At 60.8% G+C, this 16,786-nt stretch carries 17 protein-coding genes; 4 read left to right on the top strand and 13 right to left on the bottom strand.

Features of this window, described 5'->3' with window-relative positions:
• Positions 1 to 665 (top strand): DMT family transporter (locus tag ACPYOI_RS12305; protein WP_481422902.1); only part of this gene is annotated, 665 nt, incomplete at its 5' end.
• 25 nt (positions 666 to 690) lie between these two features.
• Here ACPYOI_RS12305 and ACPYOI_RS12300 read toward each other — a convergent pair.
• From ACPYOI_RS12300 to ACPYOI_RS12290, 3 genes are all read right to left on the bottom strand, one after another.
• Positions 691 to 1,212, bottom strand: a complete 522-nt coding sequence (locus tag ACPYOI_RS12300; protein WP_481415970.1) for a VOC family protein — start codon at positions 1,210 to 1,212, stop codon at positions 691 to 693.
• Positions 1,212 to 2,837 carry a glucose-6-phosphate isomerase gene (gene pgi / locus ACPYOI_RS12295; RefSeq protein ID WP_481415969.1) on the bottom strand — a complete coding sequence of 542 codons (1,626 nt, stop codon included), beginning with the start codon at positions 2,835 to 2,837 and terminating at the stop codon, positions 1,212 to 1,214. The genes ACPYOI_RS12300 and pgi overlap by 1 nt, the downstream gene beginning before the upstream one ends.
• 138 nt (positions 2,838 to 2,975) lie before the next feature.
• On the bottom strand, positions 2,976 to 4,676 hold the full coding sequence (locus ACPYOI_RS12290; RefSeq protein WP_481422901.1) for a long-chain-fatty-acid--CoA ligase: 1,701 nt from the start codon (positions 4,674 to 4,676) through the stop codon (positions 2,976 to 2,978).
• Between the two features lie 237 nt (positions 4,677 to 4,913).
• Here ACPYOI_RS12290 and ACPYOI_RS12285 point away from each other — a divergent pair, with 237 nt between their 5' ends.
• Entirely contained in the window at positions 4,914 to 5,306 is a 393-nt protein-coding gene (locus ACPYOI_RS12285; RefSeq protein WP_481415967.1) for a PRC-barrel domain-containing protein, read from the top strand.
• 66 nt (positions 5,307 to 5,372) lie between these two features.
• Here ACPYOI_RS12285 and ACPYOI_RS12280 read toward each other — a convergent pair whose 3' ends face one another.
• The 6 genes from ACPYOI_RS12280 to ACPYOI_RS12255 all read right to left on the bottom strand — a co-directional run bounded on the left by ACPYOI_RS12280 (position 5,373) and on the right by ACPYOI_RS12255 (position 10,051).
• Complete coding sequence (locus ACPYOI_RS12280) at positions 5,373 to 5,768, bottom strand: VOC family protein (RefSeq protein WP_481415966.1); 396 nt, start codon at positions 5,766 to 5,768, stop codon at positions 5,373 to 5,375.
• Positions 5,769 to 5,814: 46 nt separating this feature from the next.
• On the bottom strand, positions 5,815 to 6,564 hold the full coding sequence (locus ACPYOI_RS12275) for an ABC transporter permease (protein WP_481415965.1): 750 nt from the start codon (positions 6,562 to 6,564) through the stop codon (positions 5,815 to 5,817).
• Positions 6,561 to 7,505: an ABC transporter ATP-binding protein gene (locus tag ACPYOI_RS12270; RefSeq protein ID WP_481415964.1), complete on the bottom strand. Its 945-nt coding sequence runs from the start codon at positions 7,503 to 7,505 to the stop codon at positions 6,561 to 6,563. Before ACPYOI_RS12270 ends, ACPYOI_RS12275 begins: the two co-directional genes overlap by 4 nt.
• A complete protein-coding gene (locus ACPYOI_RS12265) occupies positions 7,502 to 8,668 on the bottom strand; it encodes an ABC transporter permease (RefSeq protein WP_481415963.1) in 1,167 nt (388 codons plus the stop codon). The genes ACPYOI_RS12270 and ACPYOI_RS12265 overlap by 4 nt, the downstream gene beginning before the upstream one ends.
• A 58-nt stretch (positions 8,669 to 8,726) precedes the next feature.
• Positions 8,727 to 9,635, bottom strand: a complete 909-nt coding sequence (osmF, locus tag ACPYOI_RS12260) for a glycine betaine ABC transporter substrate-binding protein OsmF (RefSeq protein WP_481415962.1) — start codon at positions 9,633 to 9,635, stop codon at positions 8,727 to 8,729.
• Positions 9,636 to 9,730: 95 nt separating this feature from the next.
• On the bottom strand, positions 9,731 to 10,051 hold the full coding sequence (locus tag ACPYOI_RS12255) for a hypothetical protein (protein WP_481415961.1): 321 nt from the start codon (positions 10,049 to 10,051) through the stop codon (positions 9,731 to 9,733).
• On the opposite strand from ACPYOI_RS12255, the gene ACPYOI_RS12250 reads away from it, so the two are divergent.
• On the top strand, positions 10,051 to 11,262 hold the full coding sequence (locus ACPYOI_RS12250) for a LysR family transcriptional regulator (protein WP_481415960.1): 1,212 nt from the start codon (positions 10,051 to 10,053) through the stop codon (positions 11,260 to 11,262). The genes ACPYOI_RS12255 and ACPYOI_RS12250 overlap by 1 nt on opposite strands.
• 33 nt (positions 11,263 to 11,295) lie before the next feature.
• Positions 11,296 to 12,018 (top strand): copper homeostasis protein CutC, encoded by a 723-nt coding sequence (locus ACPYOI_RS12245; protein ID WP_481415959.1) that lies wholly within the window; start codon positions 11,296 to 11,298, stop codon positions 12,016 to 12,018.
• Between the two features lie 5 nt (positions 12,019 to 12,023).
• Here ACPYOI_RS12245 and ACPYOI_RS12240 read toward each other — a convergent pair whose 3' ends face one another.
• From ACPYOI_RS12240 to ACPYOI_RS12225, 4 genes are all read right to left on the bottom strand, one after another.
• The gene (locus ACPYOI_RS12240; RefSeq protein ID WP_481415958.1) at positions 12,024 to 13,043 is read right to left on the bottom strand and encodes a zinc-binding alcohol dehydrogenase family protein; all 1,020 of its coding nucleotides are present in this window, start codon (positions 13,041 to 13,043) and stop codon (positions 12,024 to 12,026) included.
• 63 nt (positions 13,044 to 13,106) lie between these two features.
• A complete protein-coding gene (locus ACPYOI_RS12235) occupies positions 13,107 to 14,081 on the bottom strand; it encodes an ABC transporter permease (protein ID WP_481415957.1) in 975 nt (324 codons plus the stop codon).
• 25 nt (positions 14,082 to 14,106) lie between these two features.
• The gene (locus ACPYOI_RS12230; protein ID WP_481415956.1) at positions 14,107 to 15,657 is read right to left on the bottom strand and encodes a sugar ABC transporter ATP-binding protein; all 1,551 of its coding nucleotides are present in this window, start codon (positions 15,655 to 15,657) and stop codon (positions 14,107 to 14,109) included.
• A gap of 128 nt (positions 15,658 to 15,785) precedes the next feature.
• Positions 15,786 to 16,772: a substrate-binding domain-containing protein gene (locus ACPYOI_RS12225; RefSeq protein WP_481415955.1), complete on the bottom strand. Its 987-nt coding sequence runs from the start codon at positions 16,770 to 16,772 to the stop codon at positions 15,786 to 15,788.
• Positions 16,773 to 16,786: the final 14 nt, after the last annotated feature.

The raw sequence follows: 16,786 nt of genomic DNA, 5'->3' as shown, positions 1-16,786 counted from the left end.
TGCTGACGACCGCGGATGTCGCATTCTTCTATGCCGCGGTTGCCTATCTCCCGCTTGCCGATGTCATGACATTCTACATGGCCGGTCCCATCTATGTGGCGGCTCTCTCGCATTTCTTTCTGGGCGAGACGATTGGCTGGCGCCGCTGGCTCGCTGTCATCCTTGGTTTCGTCGGGGTTGTCATTGCGCTGCGACCCTCGTCGGCGATGTTGTCCTGGCCCTCGGTCTTCGGTCTTGTCGGAAGCCTGTCCTTCGCGCTGACGCTCGTCCTTAGCCGACGCTTGCGTCAGACGAGTGATGTCACGCTCGTGACCTGGCAGACTGTCGCGGCCTTGGTTGCCGGCCTGGCCTTGAGCATCGGGAACTGGCGCGCGGTTTCTGCCCTCGATTTTGCGGCTATGCTGGCGCTCGGCATCGTTGCCGGCAGCGCGCATATGATGATCACCCGATCGCTCAAGCTCGCCCCGGCCTCGCTGCTGGCACCGCTGCAATACAGCCTGCTGCTATGGGCGATCCTCCTGGGCTATCTCTTCTTCGGCGATTTGCCGGACAGCCAAATCCTGGTGGGATCCGCCGTGATCGTCCTCGCCGGCCTCTTCATTTTCCATCGGAAGAACCTGGTCGCGAATGTTCCCAAAGACGACGTCCCGCCCGACGGGCACTGATGGAAGGAGGGTAAGAACAAAAAACTTATGGCGCAGCACCCTGCGCTTCGAATCCAATCAGCACATCATCAGCCAAGTCCATAGGCTTCTCCTGCTTACCTTCCAATGTGAGATGATCAGGTGGTTCGGCTTTCGACGGCTTCAAGCGAAAGACTATCGTCGCCATTCGGCATTTTTGAAGGGCGATCCGATAGCCATCGGGATCTTCGAATGTTCGCCCGGTAACGTCCCAGTAAGGATTGTAGGACATGACGGCGGAAAAGCCGGCATCAGTCATCCTTCCGATGGCCATCTCCCATGTGGATCGAATGGGTACATAAAATACGAGAAGATTGTCTGCTGTGGGTGCGCGACCGACAGTATGGCCGCGGTGATGCGTGAATTCAAAGTGGTAAGGCCACAGTGGATGGCCAAGGACCAAACCGTCAAAGCCGCTATGGTCCTCGAATGAAACGAGTTCGACAAAACCAAGCCCCGCCTCATAGAAGGGGCGGAGCCGGCTTATGTCATCCGTCGGACGCGCGATCCGAAGAACGGGAACATCCATTACTTCGCGAGCTTGGCCAGCGCGGCAACGAGGCCCTGCGTCGAGGAATCGTGGCCCGCGGCGCTTTCCTTGCCTTCGATGACCGGCAGAAGGCCGGTCGCGAGTTCCTTGCCGAGCTCGACGCCCCACTGGTCGAAGGAGTTGATCCGGAAGAGCACGCCCTCGACGAAAACGCGGTGCTCATAGAGCGCAATTAGGCGGCCGAGCGCATAGGGCGTCAGCTTGTCATAGACGAAAGTGATCGACGGGCGGTTGCCGGTGAAGACGCGGTGCGGCGCGATGAAGTCGGCCTTCTTGTCGTCCATGCCCTTGTCAGTCAGCTGCTTCTTGGCCTCCTCGAAGGTGCGGCCCTTCATCAGCGCTTCCGACTGGGCAAGCACGTTTGCCATCAGAAGCTGGTGCTGGTGGCGAAGTTCCGGCTCGAAGGCGTTGGCGGCAATCATGAATTCTGCCGGGATGATGCTCGTGCCCTGATGGATGAGCTGGTAGAAAGCATGCTGGCCGTTGGTGCCCGGCTCGCCCCAGACGACCGGGCCGGAATTGCCCTCGACCGGTGTGCCGTCGATCGTGACACCCTTGCCGTTCGATTCCATGTCGAGCTGCTGCAGGTAGGCCGGGAAGCGCGACAGGCGCTGGTCGTAGGGCAGGATCGCGCGGGTCGGATAACCGAGCACGTTGCGGTGGTAGAAGCCGATCAGGCCAAGCAGCATCGGCAGGTTTTCGGCAACCGGTGCCTTACGGAAATGATTGTCGACGGCATGGGCGCCGTCGAGGAACTTGCCGAAGTTTTCCGGTCCGATCGCGATCATCAGCGGCAGGCCGATCGCCGACCAGATCGAGTAGCGGCCGCCGACCCAATCCCAGAAGCCGAAAACGCGTTCGCTCCCGATGCCGAAGGCGGCGACCTTGTCGAGCGCCGTCGATACGGCCGCGAAATGATGCTGCACGGCCGCTTCGCCGAGCGCCTTGGCGATGAAATTGCGCGCCGTCTGTGCGTTCGTCATCGTCTCGACGGTCGTGAAAGTCTTCGAAGCGATGATGAAAAGCGTCGTTTCCGGCTGCACGAGCTTCAGGGTATCGGCGATGTGTGCGCCATCGATGTTGGAAACGAAATGTGCGCGCGGACCGTCATGGAAGGGTGCCAGGGCAAGCGTCGCCATCACGGGGCCGAGGTCCGAACCACCGATGCCGATATTGACGACGTCGGTGATCTTCTTGCCGGTCGCGCCCTTTAGCGCCCCAGAGCGGATGCCGTCGGCGAACTTGCCCATGGCGGCCAGTACGGCGTTCACCTCAGGCATGACATCCTTGCCGTCCACCAATACGGGCGTATTGGAGCGGTTGCGCAGCGCGGTGTGCAGGACAGCGCGGTTTTCGGTGAAGTTGATCGCCTTGCCGGAGAACATCTCTTCGCGCTTCTTCTCGACACCGCCTTCTTCTGCGAGCTTGACGAGAAGCGCCAGGATTTCATCGTTCACGGCGGTCTTCGAATAGTCCATCAGAAGGTCGTCGAGGGAGGTGGTAAAGCGCGAGAAACGCTTGGGATCGGCGGCAAAGGCGGCGCGAAGATCGGTTGCCTTGGTGGCGGCCGCGGTGCTCTTCAATTGTTCGACGATGGCTTTCATGGGAAGCTCCTTTGCAGGGCGTGAGGGTCGCGAAAACTATTCGCTTTGTAGGGCGCAAATCAAGTTCGGCGACCGCCGCAATGCAAAAAAGCCACCCGCACCAGGCGGATGGCTTCAAATTTCACGCAACTGTCAAAATCAGCCGCGCAGGTCTTTCCGGAGAATCTTGCCGACCGGCGATTTCGGCAGTTCGGCGCGGAACTCGATGAAGCGAGGACGCTTGTAGTTCGTGAGGTTGGCAGCGCAATGGGCCCTCACGTCTGCCTCGGTCAGCGCCGGGTCCTTCTTGACCACGAAGAGTTTCACCGCCTCACCGGAATGGCCATCCGGCACGCCGACGGCGGCGGCCTCGACGATGCCCGGATGCATGGCAGCGACTTCCTCGACCTCGTTCGGATAGACGTTGAAGCCGGAAACCAGGATCATATCCTTCTTGCGGTCGACGATCTTGGTGTAGCCGCGCTCATCCATGAAGCCCATGTCGCCGCTGCGGAAAAAGCCATCCGGTGTCATCACCTTCGCGGTCTCCTCCGGCTTCTGCCAGTAGCCCGCCATCACCTGCGGGCCTCGGATGCAGATTTCGCCGATCTCGCCGAGCGGCAGGGAATTGCCGTCCTCGTCGCGAATGTCGATCTCCGTGGATGGGATCGGCAGGCCGATGGAGCCTGTGAATTCCGCAGAATCGAAGCGGTTGGCGGTCGCAACGGGCGAGGTCTCGGAGAGGCCATAGCCTTCGGTGATGTGCGAGCCCGTCATCTTCAGCCAGCGTTCGGCGACCGGACGCTGCACCGCCATTCCGCCGCCGAGCGACATGATCAGCGAGGAAAAGTCGAGCTTGGCAAAATCGGCATTTTTCATCAGCGCGTTGAATAGCGTGTTGAGGCCGGGGAAGATATGCACGTTGGACTTGCCGAATTCCTTGACGAAGCCGCGGATATCGCGCGGGTTGGCGACCAGGATATTGTGTGCGCCGAGCGACATGCCCATCAGCGAATTCACCGTCAGCGCGAAGATGTGATAGAGCGGCAGGGCGCACATGAAGTTCAGAACGTCGGGCTGCTTCTTGAGCTCGAAGGCGGATCTCAGCCAGAGCTGCAGCTGCAGCTTGTTGGCAAGAAGGTTCCGATGCGTCAGCACAGCGCCCTTGGCGACCCCTGTCGTGCCGCCGGTATATTGAAGGAAGGCGATATCGCCGGCCTTGATGGCTGCCGGCTGCAGCGTCCTGCCTGCGCCTTCGCTGAGGATCTGCTTGAATGTCTTGTGCTGCGGGATCGACCACGAGGGGACGAGCTTCTTCACCTTGCGAACGACGAAGTTGACGAGCACCCCCTTTGCGCCCAGCATCTCGCCGAGAGCGGTCACGACGACGTGGCGCACATCGGTCTTTGCAAGCACCTGCTCGACAGTACGGGCGAAGTTTTCCAACACGAACAGCGCCTTGGCACCTGAATCGCGCAGCTGATGCTCCAGTTCGCGCGGCGTATAGAGCGGGTTGACGTTCACGACGACAAGGCCAGCGCGCAATATGCCATAAACCGCGATCGGGTTCTGCAGCACGTTCGGCATCATCACGGCGACTCGATCACCCTTTTGAAGCCCGATGCTTTGCAGCCAGGCGGCAACCTTGCGCGTCTGCCGCTCCAACTCGCGGTAGGTGAGCGTTTTGCCCATACTGGAGAAAGCGATGCGGTTGGCGTAGTCCTTGCACGATTTTTCCAGCAGTTCCGCCAGCGACTCATGTTCCAGCGGCGGCAGCTCGGCGGGAACGATCGCCGGATATGTGGCAAGCCAAGGCTTTTTTGGCTGAGCGCCGCTCGGATGGACGGAACTGTTGCTCATCGTGTCTCTCTCCCCTGGCCGTCCACGGATCCCGGTCTGCTGCTGCCGACCGGATGATCCTCCATCTTCCGATCGTCAGCTTATGCCATTGCCTGAGTGGATCAAGCTCAGATTGGAATTACACTGACTTTGACGTAAACGTCAATAAAGGCGCTGTATGCTGGCGATGAAAACCGGAACTTTGGGTCTGAAGGGGCGTTATCACAGCGAGGAATGCAACGAAGAGGAGCTGCATAGATGCTTAACGAGGACAGCAATGTCAGCCGCCGCGACCCCAACGTCACAGACACCCCGTCGCTGATCGCAAGCGACCGTGTTGAAGGTACTCGCGTTTATGGCGCTGATGGCAAGCACATTGGCTCGATCGAGCGCCTGATCATCGGGAAGCAGGATGGCCGCGTGGCATACGCCGTGCTCAGTTTTGGCGGCTTCCTGGGTATCGGCAATGACTATTATCCGCTGCCTTGGGAAAAACTGACCTACGACACCCAACTTGACGGCTACCGTATCGATCTCACGAAGGAAGAAATCGAAGGTGCGCCAAGCTATGCGGACGATGACGACAGCTGGTACAATGACAATGGCCGCCGCGTCTATGATTATTACGGTGTGCCACCCTACTGGATGTAACGTCGTTCGCGAGGACGAGCCGGAAAGGGCCCCGCCGCTGGTGGGGCCTTTTTGGTGCGCTGACCGCTACTGAAAACGGCCGTGGCGCTGCAGGATTTCGATCTTGTAACCGTCGGGATCCGTAATGAAGAAGAACAGGCCGAAGAGCTTGCCGTCGCGATTGAGTTCAACAAGATTGCCGGGGTTGAGGCCCGCCTTGGTCAGCCGCTCGTGTTCGATAGCAACTTCATCCACCGAGACCGCGAGATGGCCATAGCCGTCGCCGAGATTGTAGGGCACGGTTCGGCCCTTGTTGACCGTCAGCTCGAGCTCGAAGCCGGTCTCGGCATTGCTCATGTAAATCAGCGTGAAGGTTTCGAAATCGACCCGGTCGGCAACCGTCAGCCCGAAGACCCTGTTATAGAAACTAACCGATCGCGCCTCGTCGACAACGCGAATCATGGAGTGGATCATCTTTGCCAAGGGTGCCTCCCATTGCCGTGTCACGGCAGCCTTGGTAGCCGCCGGATCAGGCGGGGTGCAAGCCAATTCTGCGCGTGATCGCGCTTTCGACCAGACCCATTGCGTCATAGATCAGCACGGCCATCAGGCCAACGATGAGGCCGCCCTGCAAGATGAAGGCGGTATTGTCGGAGATCAGCCCGGCGATAATGACTTCGCCGAGCCCCTTTGCCGCAACCGTGGAGCCGATCGTCGCGGTGCCGATATTGATGACGGTTGCGACCTTAAGGCCCTCCAGGATGAGCGGCAGCGCCAGCGGTAGCTCGACCCGGAAGAGCCGTTGCGTGGCGTTCATCCCCATGCCGTCGGCGGCATCGAGTACGGACGCTGAAACCTGCCGAAGTCCGGATACGGTATTCTCGAAGATCGGCAACAGGCCGTAGAGAAAGAGAGCGATCAGCGTTGGCGCGGCGCCGAAGCCCGTTGCGGGAACGGCAAGCGCCAGCACGGCGACAGGCGGGAAGGTTTGCCCGGCATTGGCAATCGCACGCGACAACGGCAGGAAATCCTCGCCGCTTTTCCGCGTGACGAAAACGCCGGCGAGGACCGCCAGAACGGCACTGCCGACGATCGAGGTCACCACAAGCTCCAGGTGGCCGAAGGCAAGCGAGGGCAAACTGTTTTGGGTATAGATTGGCGGCGCGTTGTTGCTTGTCAGCGGGACCAGGATGAAAGACAGCCACTCCGTCCTGAAAAGCAGGATGAGAAGCAGCACCAGCGCCGCCACGCGGAAGAGATTGGCAACAACAAGCTTCATGCCTTGCGGCCCAGTTCGAGGAGCCGCGTCATGGAGATCGAGCCGACCGGAGCTTTGTTGGCGTCCTGCACCGCTGCCTCGTCGACCCCCTGCCAGATCATTTCCGCGAGCGCGTCTCTGAGGCTGAGCGATTGCGGCAGTGTATAGGGCAGACCGGTCTTGGCGGGCGCCATGCTTTCCTTGAGCGGCAGCAGCGACATCAGCTTCAAGGCCTTGTCGGAGGTGCCCGTCAGTTGCTGCACGAAGGGATCGGCCGGTTCGGTGAGGATCTTTTCCGGCGTCGAACATTGCAACAGCCTGCCGTTGCTCATGACCGCGATCTGGTCACCGAGATGGAAGGCCTCGTCCATGTCGTGGGTTACGAGAATGATGGTGGTGCCGAATTGCTTCTGGATCGCCAGAAGATCATCCTGCGCCTTGCCGCGGATGACTGGATCGAGCGCGCCGAAGGGCTCATCCATCAGCAAGAGTTCGGGCTCCGCGGCAAGCGCGCGGGCAACGCCGACGCGCTGCTGCTGGCCGCCGGAAAGCTGATGCGGATACTTGCCCGCAAAGGTCGCCGGGTCCAGGTTGAACAGCCCGAGCAAGTGGTCGACGCGCTTGGCGACGCGGCCAGCCTCCCAGCCCAGAAGTTCAGGGACCGTGGCGATGTTCTGCGCTACTGTCCGATGCGGAAAGAGACCATGGCCCTGGATCGCATAACCGATCTTGCGGCGGAGCTCCGTCGCTGGCACGTCCATGACGTTCTGTTCGGCAACGAAGATTTGCCCCTCGGTAATCGGCACCAGACGGTTGATCATCCGCATCAGCGTCGATTTGCCCGAACCGGAGGTGCCGACAATCACCGTAATCGAACCCTTCTCAACGCCCATCGAGACATTGTCGACGACGGCTGCGGCACCGTAGCGCTTGGTGACGTTTCTGATCTCGATCATGGTCATGCGGTCGGTTCCCGGATGCTGTCGATGACCGCATCGAGGATGACGGCCGATGAAAAGGCGAAGAAGACGGTTGGCACAGCGCCTAACATCACGAGGTCCATGGCTGTCTGGCCAAGGCCCTGGAAGATGAAGATGCCGAAACCGCCGCCGCCGATCAGCGCCGCGATGGTCACCAGGCCGATCGCCTGCACCAGCACGATGCGGATGCCGGTGAGAATGACCGGAAAGGCAAGCGGCATATCGATGCCCGTCAGGATCTGGCGGCGTGTCAGCCCCATGCCGGCCGCCGCATCCCGGACGGAAGGATCAACGCCCTCGAGACCGACGACGGTATTGGCGACGATCGGCAGCAGCGAATAGAGCACGAGGGCGATCAGCGCAGGCGCCGTCCCGATGCCGCGGATGCCGAGATCGGCTGCAAGCGGCACATGCGTCGCGAGATAGCCGAGCGGCAGCATCAGGATGCCGAAGAGCGCAAGGCTTGGAATGGTCTGGATCAGGCTGAGCCCTTGCAGCACGACGGCGCGAAGCTTGGGCACCCAGAAGCAGAGGATGCCAAGCGGCAGGCCGATCACGATGGCAATAGCGAGCGATCCCAAGGCAAGCAGCAGATGAGCGACGGCCTCGGACCAAAATTGCGCCGAGCGCGTTGCGAACTCTTTCATGATCGACAGGCTGTCCAGCAGACCGGAGTAAAGAAAGGCGGCAAGCAATGCCGTGTACGCGATCAGCGCCGCCACACGCATCCATGGTGTCAGCCGGATCTTGATGAGTGCGTCGGAAATGATGAGGCCGACAACCGCAAACAGGACCCAGAACCCGCCGCCCGGCGTCATGCGCGCCGCGTTGCTGTTGGGCGGCGTGAAGGCCGTGGCGATCAAGCCGATCGATGCAATCAAGGCGGCCAGAGCGAGTGTTGCGATCGCAAGCCGCAGCGTCGCGTTTCGGACGAAGAGGGTGGCAGATGCGGTGGCAACAAGCAGAATGGTGAGGATGACGACGGAGGGGTGGTCGAGAAGCTGCATGAGCAGCAACGGCTTGCCGGAGGCGATGCGGTTGGCCTTCACATAGATGAAGGGCAAAAGCGCTGTGCCAACGACGCCGGCAGTTACTAGAACCACGCCAAGCCGATCCAGTTTGCGGACCGCTAAGGTTTCTTCCATCGATCCATCCCTGCCCGGAAAGCGCTCCGCCCTGCGACGAGGGCGGAGCGTCGGCAAATTACTTGAGGAAGCCTTTTTCCTTCAGATAGCCTTCTGCGACGGATTTCGCCGGTTCGCCATCGACCTGGATCTTGGCGTTCAGCTTGCGGAGTTCGTCCGCCGTCAGGCTCTTGAAGATCGGAGCAAGGATTTCCTCGATCTTCGGGTTTGCCTTCAACACGGTCTCACGGACGATGGGCGTCGGCGCATAGACCTGCTGCACGCTCTGGTCGTCTTCGAGGACGGTGAGCTCGGCAGCCTCGATCGCACCGTCGGTGCCGTAAACCATGGCGGTGTTGACGCTGTTGGTCTGGTCGGCTGCGGCCTTGATCGTTGCGGCAGTGTCGCCGCCGGAAAGAACGACCATCTGGTCAGGCTTCAGTTGGAAGCCGTAGGTCTTTTGGAAAGCGGGGAGCGCACCGGCGGAGTTCACGAATTCGGAGGACGCTGCGAGCTTGACATCTCCGCCGCCGGCGACCCACTTGCCGAATTCCGACATGGTCTTGAGTTTGTTCGGGCCGGCGACGTCGTTGCGGATGCCGAGCGCCCAAGTGTTGTTGGCAGGCGAGGGTGTCAGCCAGACGATCTTGTTGGCGTCGTAATCGAGCTTCTTTGCAAGTTCGTAGCCTTGCTCGAGGTTTTTCCAGGCGGCATCATCCGGCTTGTTGAAGAAGAAGCCGGCATTGCCGGTATATTCCGGATAGATGTCGATTTCGCCGGCCGTGATCGCCTTGCGCACGACCGGTGTTGCGCCGAGCGCGATCCGGTCCTTCGTCTTGATGCCGTTGGCTTCCAGTGCAAGTACGATAACATTGCCGAGCAGCGTGCCTTCCGTGTCGATCTTCGACGAAACGACGACATCGGCAGCATGGGCCGCACCCGCCGCAAAAGCGGAAAGTGATACGGCGAGCGCGAGTTTCTTGAGCATGGCGTGTCCCTTTGTTAACACCAATTAACCCGTCGCGAGGGTCCGGGCGGGAACCTTCGCGCATAAAAGCCGCCGGCGAAAGCGCAAAGCCGCGATCACGCCGGACGTTCGAGCATCATGGAAATAGTGTGCACGCTCGAAAAATCGATGCAACCCTCTCCAGTATCTGCAGTCGCGGCGCGATTATGGCCGTGAAAGCATAGCCGCGCGTGGAATTGCATTTCCTTTTGCCGGGTCGCCGCGATTTGTTTTTGTTCCCTAGCGTGTTTCCACGACCTGCCGGTGCTCTTTTCCGTCGTTCCGCCCGGCAGTTGTACTTGACGGCGACGATAGGCCCGCTGGTCCCTGAGCAGGGATATCTTTTTTTGCGAACACAGCATATCGTCTGCTTTTTCAGTCACTTCCGGAGAACGCATTGCATCTCGGCGCCATCTTTGTTGCCAGCCACGTTCTCGCCTCGGGTTCGGTGCGAATGACCGCGCGGCGTTTTTCGCTCGCGGCTTCCACGGTCTCGGCAGCAGTCAGCAATCTTGAAAGCGAACTTGCAATCAAACTCACCGAACGCAGCTCGGGGGAACTGGTCAAGCTGATTGCGAGCGGCAAGGTGCGCGACGGACTGCAACCGATCATGCTCGCCGTCGAGCAACTCCGCGAATTGACGGGCGGGCCAGCCGAAACCTTCGAGAACTGGGCTTCACGAATCCCCATCAAGATCGTGACAATCGAGCGCTTTCTGGAAGTGGCGGATCAGGGCAGCATCAATCGGGCTGCACGGCGTCTTAGGCTTGGCCAGCCACAGCTTTCACTGCAGATCGCCAATCTTGAGAGGTTCGTCGGATATCCGCTGCTTCAACGTCAGGCGCACGGCTCTACGCTAACCGAAGAGGGGAGGCGGGCTTACGCCATCTTCTCGGCGATCAGCCAGGCCTGGAACGATCTCAAGTCGGCGGCTGACGAGCGCTATCGGCGTGCTGCGCATTCGCTGCGCATCGGATCGATCATTCCGACGGGCGCAGAAAGCTGGGTGGCGCGCTGCCTGGGCGCTCTGGTGGCCGATTGGAATACCGGGCGCAACAAGAACGCCATTTCCCTCATCTCCATGACCGCGGACGACCTGCGCGAGGCCCTGAAGTCGGGCCGCATCGACGTGGCGATTTTGGATTCCGTCTTCGAATTGGAGAGCTTCGGCCATCGGGAACTCCTGCGCACGGATCTGGTCGCAATCGCGCCGCAGGAAAGCACTGCGCTGACAGTTGCAGATCTCGTGGCCGAGCACCCGATATGTACGCCGAGCGAGCGAACCGGCCTGGGCGAGGCCGCAGCGGCGCTACGCCGCGAGCGAGCCGCAAGCCGGCGCTTTCGCAACCAGGATATTACGGCTGCCGATTCACTGCCGGTCATCGTGGATCTCGTCGCTAACCACGGCTACGTCTCTTTTCTCGGACGGGTCAGCGCGATGCCGATCGCCGATCGGGTGCGCATCGTCGAGCTCGCGGACCATATCCCGATCACCTATCATATCGCCTTCAACCACCGGAAGGCGTCGGCCGATGCCTGTGCGATGATCGCCGAGGCGGTGCGCAAAATCGTTTCCACACCTGTCGCGAAAGCCGTTTCCGTCGCTTAAAGAAGATGGCGGCGGGATGAAGGAGATTCGAAGATGCCGGTTTTGCTGGAAGTCTGCGTGGATAGCCCAAAAGGCCTCGCCGCCGCGATTAAGGGCGGCGCGGACCGAATCGAACTTTGCTCGGCACTCGAACTCGGTGGCTTGACGCCGGTTGCTGGCCTCATGAAGGCCGCTGCCGCTGCGCCGATCCCGGTTTACGCGATGATCCGTCCGCATGCCGGTCCCTTCATCTTCGACGCGGCGGATGAAGCTGCGATGATGGCAGATATCGATGCCGTCCATGCCTTCGGTCTCGAAGGTGTGGTCATCGGCGCCAACCGGCCGGATGGTACGCTCGACATGCCGCTGATCCAGCGCCTCAAGGCGCATGCCGCGGGCCTCGGCTCCACGCTGCACCGGGCCTTCGATCTGGTTCCGGATCCGGATGCGGCACTTCAGCAGGCGATCGAACTCGGCTGCGAGCGCATTCTCACCTCCGGCTGCACACCGAAGGCGATGGATGGCCTGGAGACATTGAAGCGGCTTTCGGCCAAGGCGGAGGGGCGGATTTCGATCATGCCGGGAAGCGGCGTGCGTCCATCCAATGCCGCCGAAATTCTGCGCGCTACCGGCGCCCGCGAAATTCACGGCTCCTGCAGTTCGCCGGTCGCGAGCCAAGACCCGCGCGCCGTCGCGTTCGGCTTCGAAGCGCCGGGTTCGAACCAGACGGATGCCGCCATCGTGCGGCAGATGCGCGCCGTCATCGACGCTATCTGAGGTCTCTACGCCGCAACCTTGATGACGGCCTTGATCAGGCCGGTTTTTTCATGGGCCCAGCGGGCGAGATTGCGCGGCGCATCGGCCAGCGTCGTGCGGTGGGTGATCAGCTTGTTGACCGGCACCAGGCCCTTTGCGATCGAATCCGCCACATGCTCGAAATCGGCGCGCGTCGCATTGCGGCTGCCGATCACCATCATTTCGCGCTTGTGGAACTCGGGATCGGAGAAGCGGATATCGTCCTTCACGACGCTGACCAGAACCAGCGCGCCGCCGTGAGCCACGAAATTGAAGGCCTGCTCCATCGAAGGGCCGAACCCTGTCGCATCGAAGACCACGTCGAAGCCGTCGCCATTGGTCTTCGCTTTCACTGCGTCTATCGTGTTATCGTTCGCGACAATGCCGGATGTGAAACCCAAAACCTCGGCCGCCATCTGCAGCCGTTCGGGGCTGGTGTCGAGCAACGTCACGTCATAGCCGGCAATCCGCGAAAAGATCGCAGCGCCGAGTCCGATCGGTCCGGCGCCGATGACGAGCGCGCGTGAACCCGCCGGTGCCATGGAACGGCGCACGGCGTGCGCGCCGATGGCAAGAAACTCAACCGTCGCGGCCGCTTCGAGGCTCAGCCCCTTCGCCGGATAGAGATTGCCAGCCGGAACGGTGATCTCTTCGCAGAAAGCTCCATCGGTGTGGACGCCGAGCACCTTGATATTCGTGCAGCAGTTCGGCTTGTCCTTAAGGCAGGCAACGCAGCTTCCGCAGGAAAGATAGGGATTGACGATCACAGGCGTTCCAGCGGCGATCGCAGCCCCGTCGCCACCTTCCAGCACGATTGCCGAGATCTCATGGCCCATGACGCGCGGATACTCGAGGAAGGGGTGCTTGCCTTCGAAGATATGATAATCGGTGCCGCAAATGCCGACATGGCTGACGGCAAGTCGAACCCAGCCGGGAGTGGGAATGCCGGGAGAGGGGCGCTCGACGATGTCGAGCACACCCGGTCTGTGGCAAAGCACTGCTTTCATGACGGATCTCGCATTCTGAACATGAGGAAGCCGGCTAGGCACCGGCTTCGCGATGTTTGTGCCTTACGGGCTCCGGCGGCGGCGTAACTGATCGAAATAGACGATCACGATAATCAGCAGGCCGGTGATGATACGCTGCCAGAACGAGTTGACGTTGAGCAGGTTCGCGCCGTTGTTGATCGTGGCCAGAATGAAGGCGCCGATCAGCGGTCCGTGCACGGTGCCGATCGCGCCGAACAGGCTGGTGCCGCCGATGACGGAAGAGGCAATCGCTTGCAGTTCCCATCCGTCTGCCTGGGTGGCGTTGCCGATCGCGATGCGCGAGGCAAGCAGGACGCCGACGAAGGCGGCAAAGGTCGCCGAGAGAATATAGGCCAGGTAGATGATGCCGTTCACCCGCACGCCCGAAAGGCGCGCCGCCTCGCGGTTGGAGCCAACCGCAAAGAGATAGCGGCCCCAGCGGCTCAGATGAAGGAAGATGTAAGATGGAACGGCGACAAGCACGACCATCCAGAACAGGCTCGGAACGCCGAGGAAGTCGGCGCGCGCGAAGTTCGTGAAGGGCTCGTTGACGATGTTGATCGTCGACCCATTGGTGATCAGCAGGCCGATGCCACGCAGCGAAGTCAGCGTCGCGAGCGTGATGATGAAGGGCGGCAGACCCATTTTGACGATGCCGAAGCCATGGAACGTCCCGATGCCGACGCCGATTAGCAGCGTTATCAGGATCGATGCCCAGACCGGCACACCTGCCTGCAGCAGCCAGGCGATGACGACGGTGCAGAACCCGACGATGGCGCCGACCGACAGGTCAATGCCGGCGGTGATGATCACGAAGGTTTGGCCAAGCGCCAGAATTGCCGTCATTGCGCCCTGCCGCAGCAGGTTCGAGATGTTGAGCGGCGTCCAGAAGCTGGCAGTGACGAAACCGAGCACGATCCAGAGGAAGAGCAGGAGCCCGATCAGAGTGAGCCCGAACAGGAAGCTCACCTTTCCGCGCGACGGCGGCGCGACGACTTCTGCAGGTGTTACGGTCATGGTTCTCTCCCTCCCATTCTTTTATTCAGACGCCGATCGCTTCGCTGAGCACTTCTTCGTGCGTCGCCGCCTGGTAGTCGTGGCTTGCGACCAGCCGTCCGCGACGGAAAACGTGCAGCCGGTCAGCGAGCTCGTAGACTTCCGGCAGATAGGACGAGATCAGGATGATGCCCGCACCCTCCTTCAGCAGCTTGGCGAACAGCCGGTAGATCTCCGCCTTGGTGCCGACGTCGACCCCGACCGTCGGCTCGTCGAAGATGAACAGGCGTGCGCCGTAGCTGAGCCACTTGCCGATGACCACCTTTTGCTGGTTTCCGCCTGACATGCTGGACACGAGGACGCGGCGGCTCGGCGTCTTGATCGACAGATCGCGGATCTGCCTGTCGGCGTTCTGCGATTCTTCGCTGTGGCTTATCACCGGACCTTTGCTCAGCTTTTTGAAGACCGGCAGGTTGATATTGAGCCCGATCGGCAGGTTGAGGCAGAGCCCCTGGTCGCGGCGGCTCTCTGGCGCGAGCGCGATCCCGAGCTCCATGGCCGTGCGTTCGTCCTTGATGTCGACCTTCTTGCCCATCCAGTGGATCTCACCGGTCGTCGTTTTCTCCCGGCCATAGAGACCGAGTGCGAACTCGCTGCGCCCGGCGCCGATCAATCCGTAAAGGCCGACGATTTGGCCAGCCTTGACCGAGAGCGATACATCCTCGAAACCGGGACCGGAAAGCCCGCGAACATCGAGGATCGTGTCGCCGATCGGGATAACTTCCTTGTGATAGATCTGCTCGATCGAGCGGTTGATCATCAGCGCGATCAGTTCCGCCTCGCTCGTTTCGCTGATATTGCGCGTGCCGACATGGGTGCCGTCGCGGAGCACCGAGACGCGGTCCGCAAGCTCGAACACTTCCTCCATGCGATGGCTGATGTAGACGATCGTGACGCCTTCGCCCTGCAGGCGGCGGATGAGCTTGAAAAGCTGCGCCGATTCCTGGCGCGTGAGGTAAGCCGTCGGCTCGTCGAAGATCAGGAACTGGGTGCCGCGCATAGCCGCGCGCGCCGTGGCGACAAGCTGCTGCTGCCCGATCGTGAGATCGCTGAGCAGCACGGCGGCCGGCAGGCCGAAACCGAGGTCGTCGAGGACAGCCTGAGCCATTCTCTCCATCTGCTTCTTGCGCATGAGGCCGTATTGGTTGACTTCGTCGCCGAGAAAGAGATTGGCCGCGACAGTCAGGTGTGGGCAGAGCACGACCTCCTGGTGGACGGCATTGATGCCCCGCGCAATCGCTTCGTTTGGCGTCGCCAGGGCGACCGGGTGGCCGCACCAGAGGATCTCGCCTGAGGTCCTGGTGATCACGCCAGTCAACAGCTTGATCAGCGTCGACTTGCCGGCACCATTTTCGCCGACGATCGCGTGAATTTCACCGGCCAGAAAGGTCATTGTCGCGGGCTTCAGCGCCTGGACGTAGCCGTAATTCTTCTGCAGTCCCTTGAGTTCGAGGATCGGGGAGCCTGCCGGAATGCGGTTTGCTTCCGTCTTCTTGACGCTGTCATCATGACGATGACTGACCTCTTCCAGGCTCATGGATTTCTCCTCCCATGGCACACGTTCCCGCCATCTCCACCCGGCCGGATGTGCATTCCTCACGGACCATAACACAGCTTGAGTGAGGGCCGCGCCGGATTTCGCCGGCGCGGCCCGCACCATTTGGATTACTTGACCTTCGGATTGATCAGCGCATCGATCTTCGGATCGTTCATGTTCGCCTTGGTGACGAGATTCGCGCCGGTATCGACCTTTTCTTCGACCTTCTCGCCCTTCGAAACGGCAAGCGCGGTCTTTATGCCGTCATAGCCCATGCGATAGGGGTCCTGCACGACGAGACCCGCCAGCGAGCCGTCCTTGAGGAAGCCTACCGTCTTGTCGTCGCTGTCAAAGGCGATGACCTTGATCTTGTCGCCGAGCTTGTTTTCTGCAATCGCCTGGCCGACGCCCTGTGCCAGGATCAGGTTCGAGGCAAAGACCCCGATGAGGTTCGGGTTGGCCGTAATCAGGTCGGTCATCATGTTGAGACCGGTCGTTGCCTGGCCGTCGCCATACTTGTCGGCAATGACCTTCAGGCCAGGATATTTGGTCTTCACTTGATCCAGGAAGCCTTCGCGGCGCTGCTCGAGCGAGCCGACGCCCGGAAGATTGGTGAGGATCACCACTTCGCCTTCTTCCTTGCCCGTCATTTCCTTGATCGCAGCAGCCAGACCATCGGCAGCGATGCGGCCGCCCTGAACGTTGTCGGTCGTCAGGAACGACTTGAAGGCCGTGGAATCGGCGGCGGAGTCGATACCGATGATCGGAACCGATTTGGCGGCTTCGTCGATCGGCTTGCCGAGAGCTTTGAATTCCGTCGGCGAAATCACGACCGCTGCAGGTTTGCCGGCGACGGCGTTCTCAAGAATGCTGATCTGGCCGTTGATGTCGGCTTCCGACTGCGCGCCGAGTTCCGGGACGTCGACGCCAAGATCCTTACCGGCCTTGCGGGCGCCGGCCAGAACGATCTGCCAGTAGAAGGACGTCGTGTCCTTGACGATGATCGGGATCGTCACGTCGGCGGCGAAGGATGGAATCGGCATTGCAGTTGCGATGACGGCAGCGCCCGCGAGAGCCGTGAAGGCTCGACGCGACAGAATGGATTTCATGCGCATGTGGGTTCTCCTCT

Source organism: Rhizobium sp. SVR5-2C (assembly GCF_056755115.1).
This window is presented reverse-complemented; position numbering and strand designations above follow the sequence as displayed.

Bases quoted from the DNA above. Each gene is read 5' to 3' on its own strand.
- osmF (WP_481415962.1), bottom strand. From the start codon at position 9,635: ATGCTCAAGAAACTCGCGCTCGCCGTATCACTTTCCGCTTTTGCGGCG.
- ACPYOI_RS12235 (WP_481415957.1), bottom strand. From the start codon at position 14,081: ATGACCGTAACACCTGCAGAAGTCGTCGCGCCGCCGTCGCGCGGAAAG.
- ACPYOI_RS12270 (WP_481415964.1), bottom strand. From the start codon at position 7,505: ATGACCATGATCGAGATCAGAAACGTCACCAAGCGCTACGGTGCCGCA.
- ACPYOI_RS12290 (WP_481422901.1), bottom strand. From the start codon at position 4,676: ATGAGCAACAGTTCCGTCCATCCGAGCGGCGCTCAGCCAAAAAAGCCT.
- ACPYOI_RS12285 (WP_481415967.1), top strand. From the start codon at position 4,914: ATGCTTAACGAGGACAGCAATGTCAGCCGCCGCGACCCCAACGTCACA.
- ACPYOI_RS12275 (WP_481415965.1), bottom strand. From the start codon at position 6,564: ATGAAGCTTGTTGTTGCCAATCTCTTCCGCGTGGCGGCGCTGGTGCTG.
- ACPYOI_RS12265 (WP_481415963.1), bottom strand. From the start codon at position 8,668: ATGGAAGAAACCTTAGCGGTCCGCAAACTGGATCGGCTTGGCGTGGTT.
- ACPYOI_RS12300 (WP_481415970.1), bottom strand. From the start codon at position 1,212: ATGGATGTTCCCGTTCTTCGGATCGCGCGTCCGACGGATGACATAAGC.
- ACPYOI_RS12245 (WP_481415959.1), top strand. From the start codon at position 11,296: ATGCCGGTTTTGCTGGAAGTCTGCGTGGATAGCCCAAAAGGCCTCGCC.
- pgi (WP_481415969.1), bottom strand. From the start codon at position 2,837: ATGAAAGCCATCGTCGAACAATTGAAGAGCACCGCGGCCGCCACCAAG.
- ACPYOI_RS12240 (WP_481415958.1), bottom strand. From the start codon at position 13,043: ATGAAAGCAGTGCTTTGCCACAGACCGGGTGTGCTCGACATCGTCGAG.
- ACPYOI_RS12230 (WP_481415956.1), bottom strand. From the start codon at position 15,657: ATGAGCCTGGAAGAGGTCAGTCATCGTCATGATGACAGCGTCAAGAAG.
- ACPYOI_RS12255 (WP_481415961.1), bottom strand. From the start codon at position 10,051: ATGCGTTCTCCGGAAGTGACTGAAAAAGCAGACGATATGCTGTGTTCG.
- ACPYOI_RS12225 (WP_481415955.1), bottom strand. From the start codon at position 16,772: ATGCGCATGAAATCCATTCTGTCGCGTCGAGCCTTCACGGCTCTCGCG.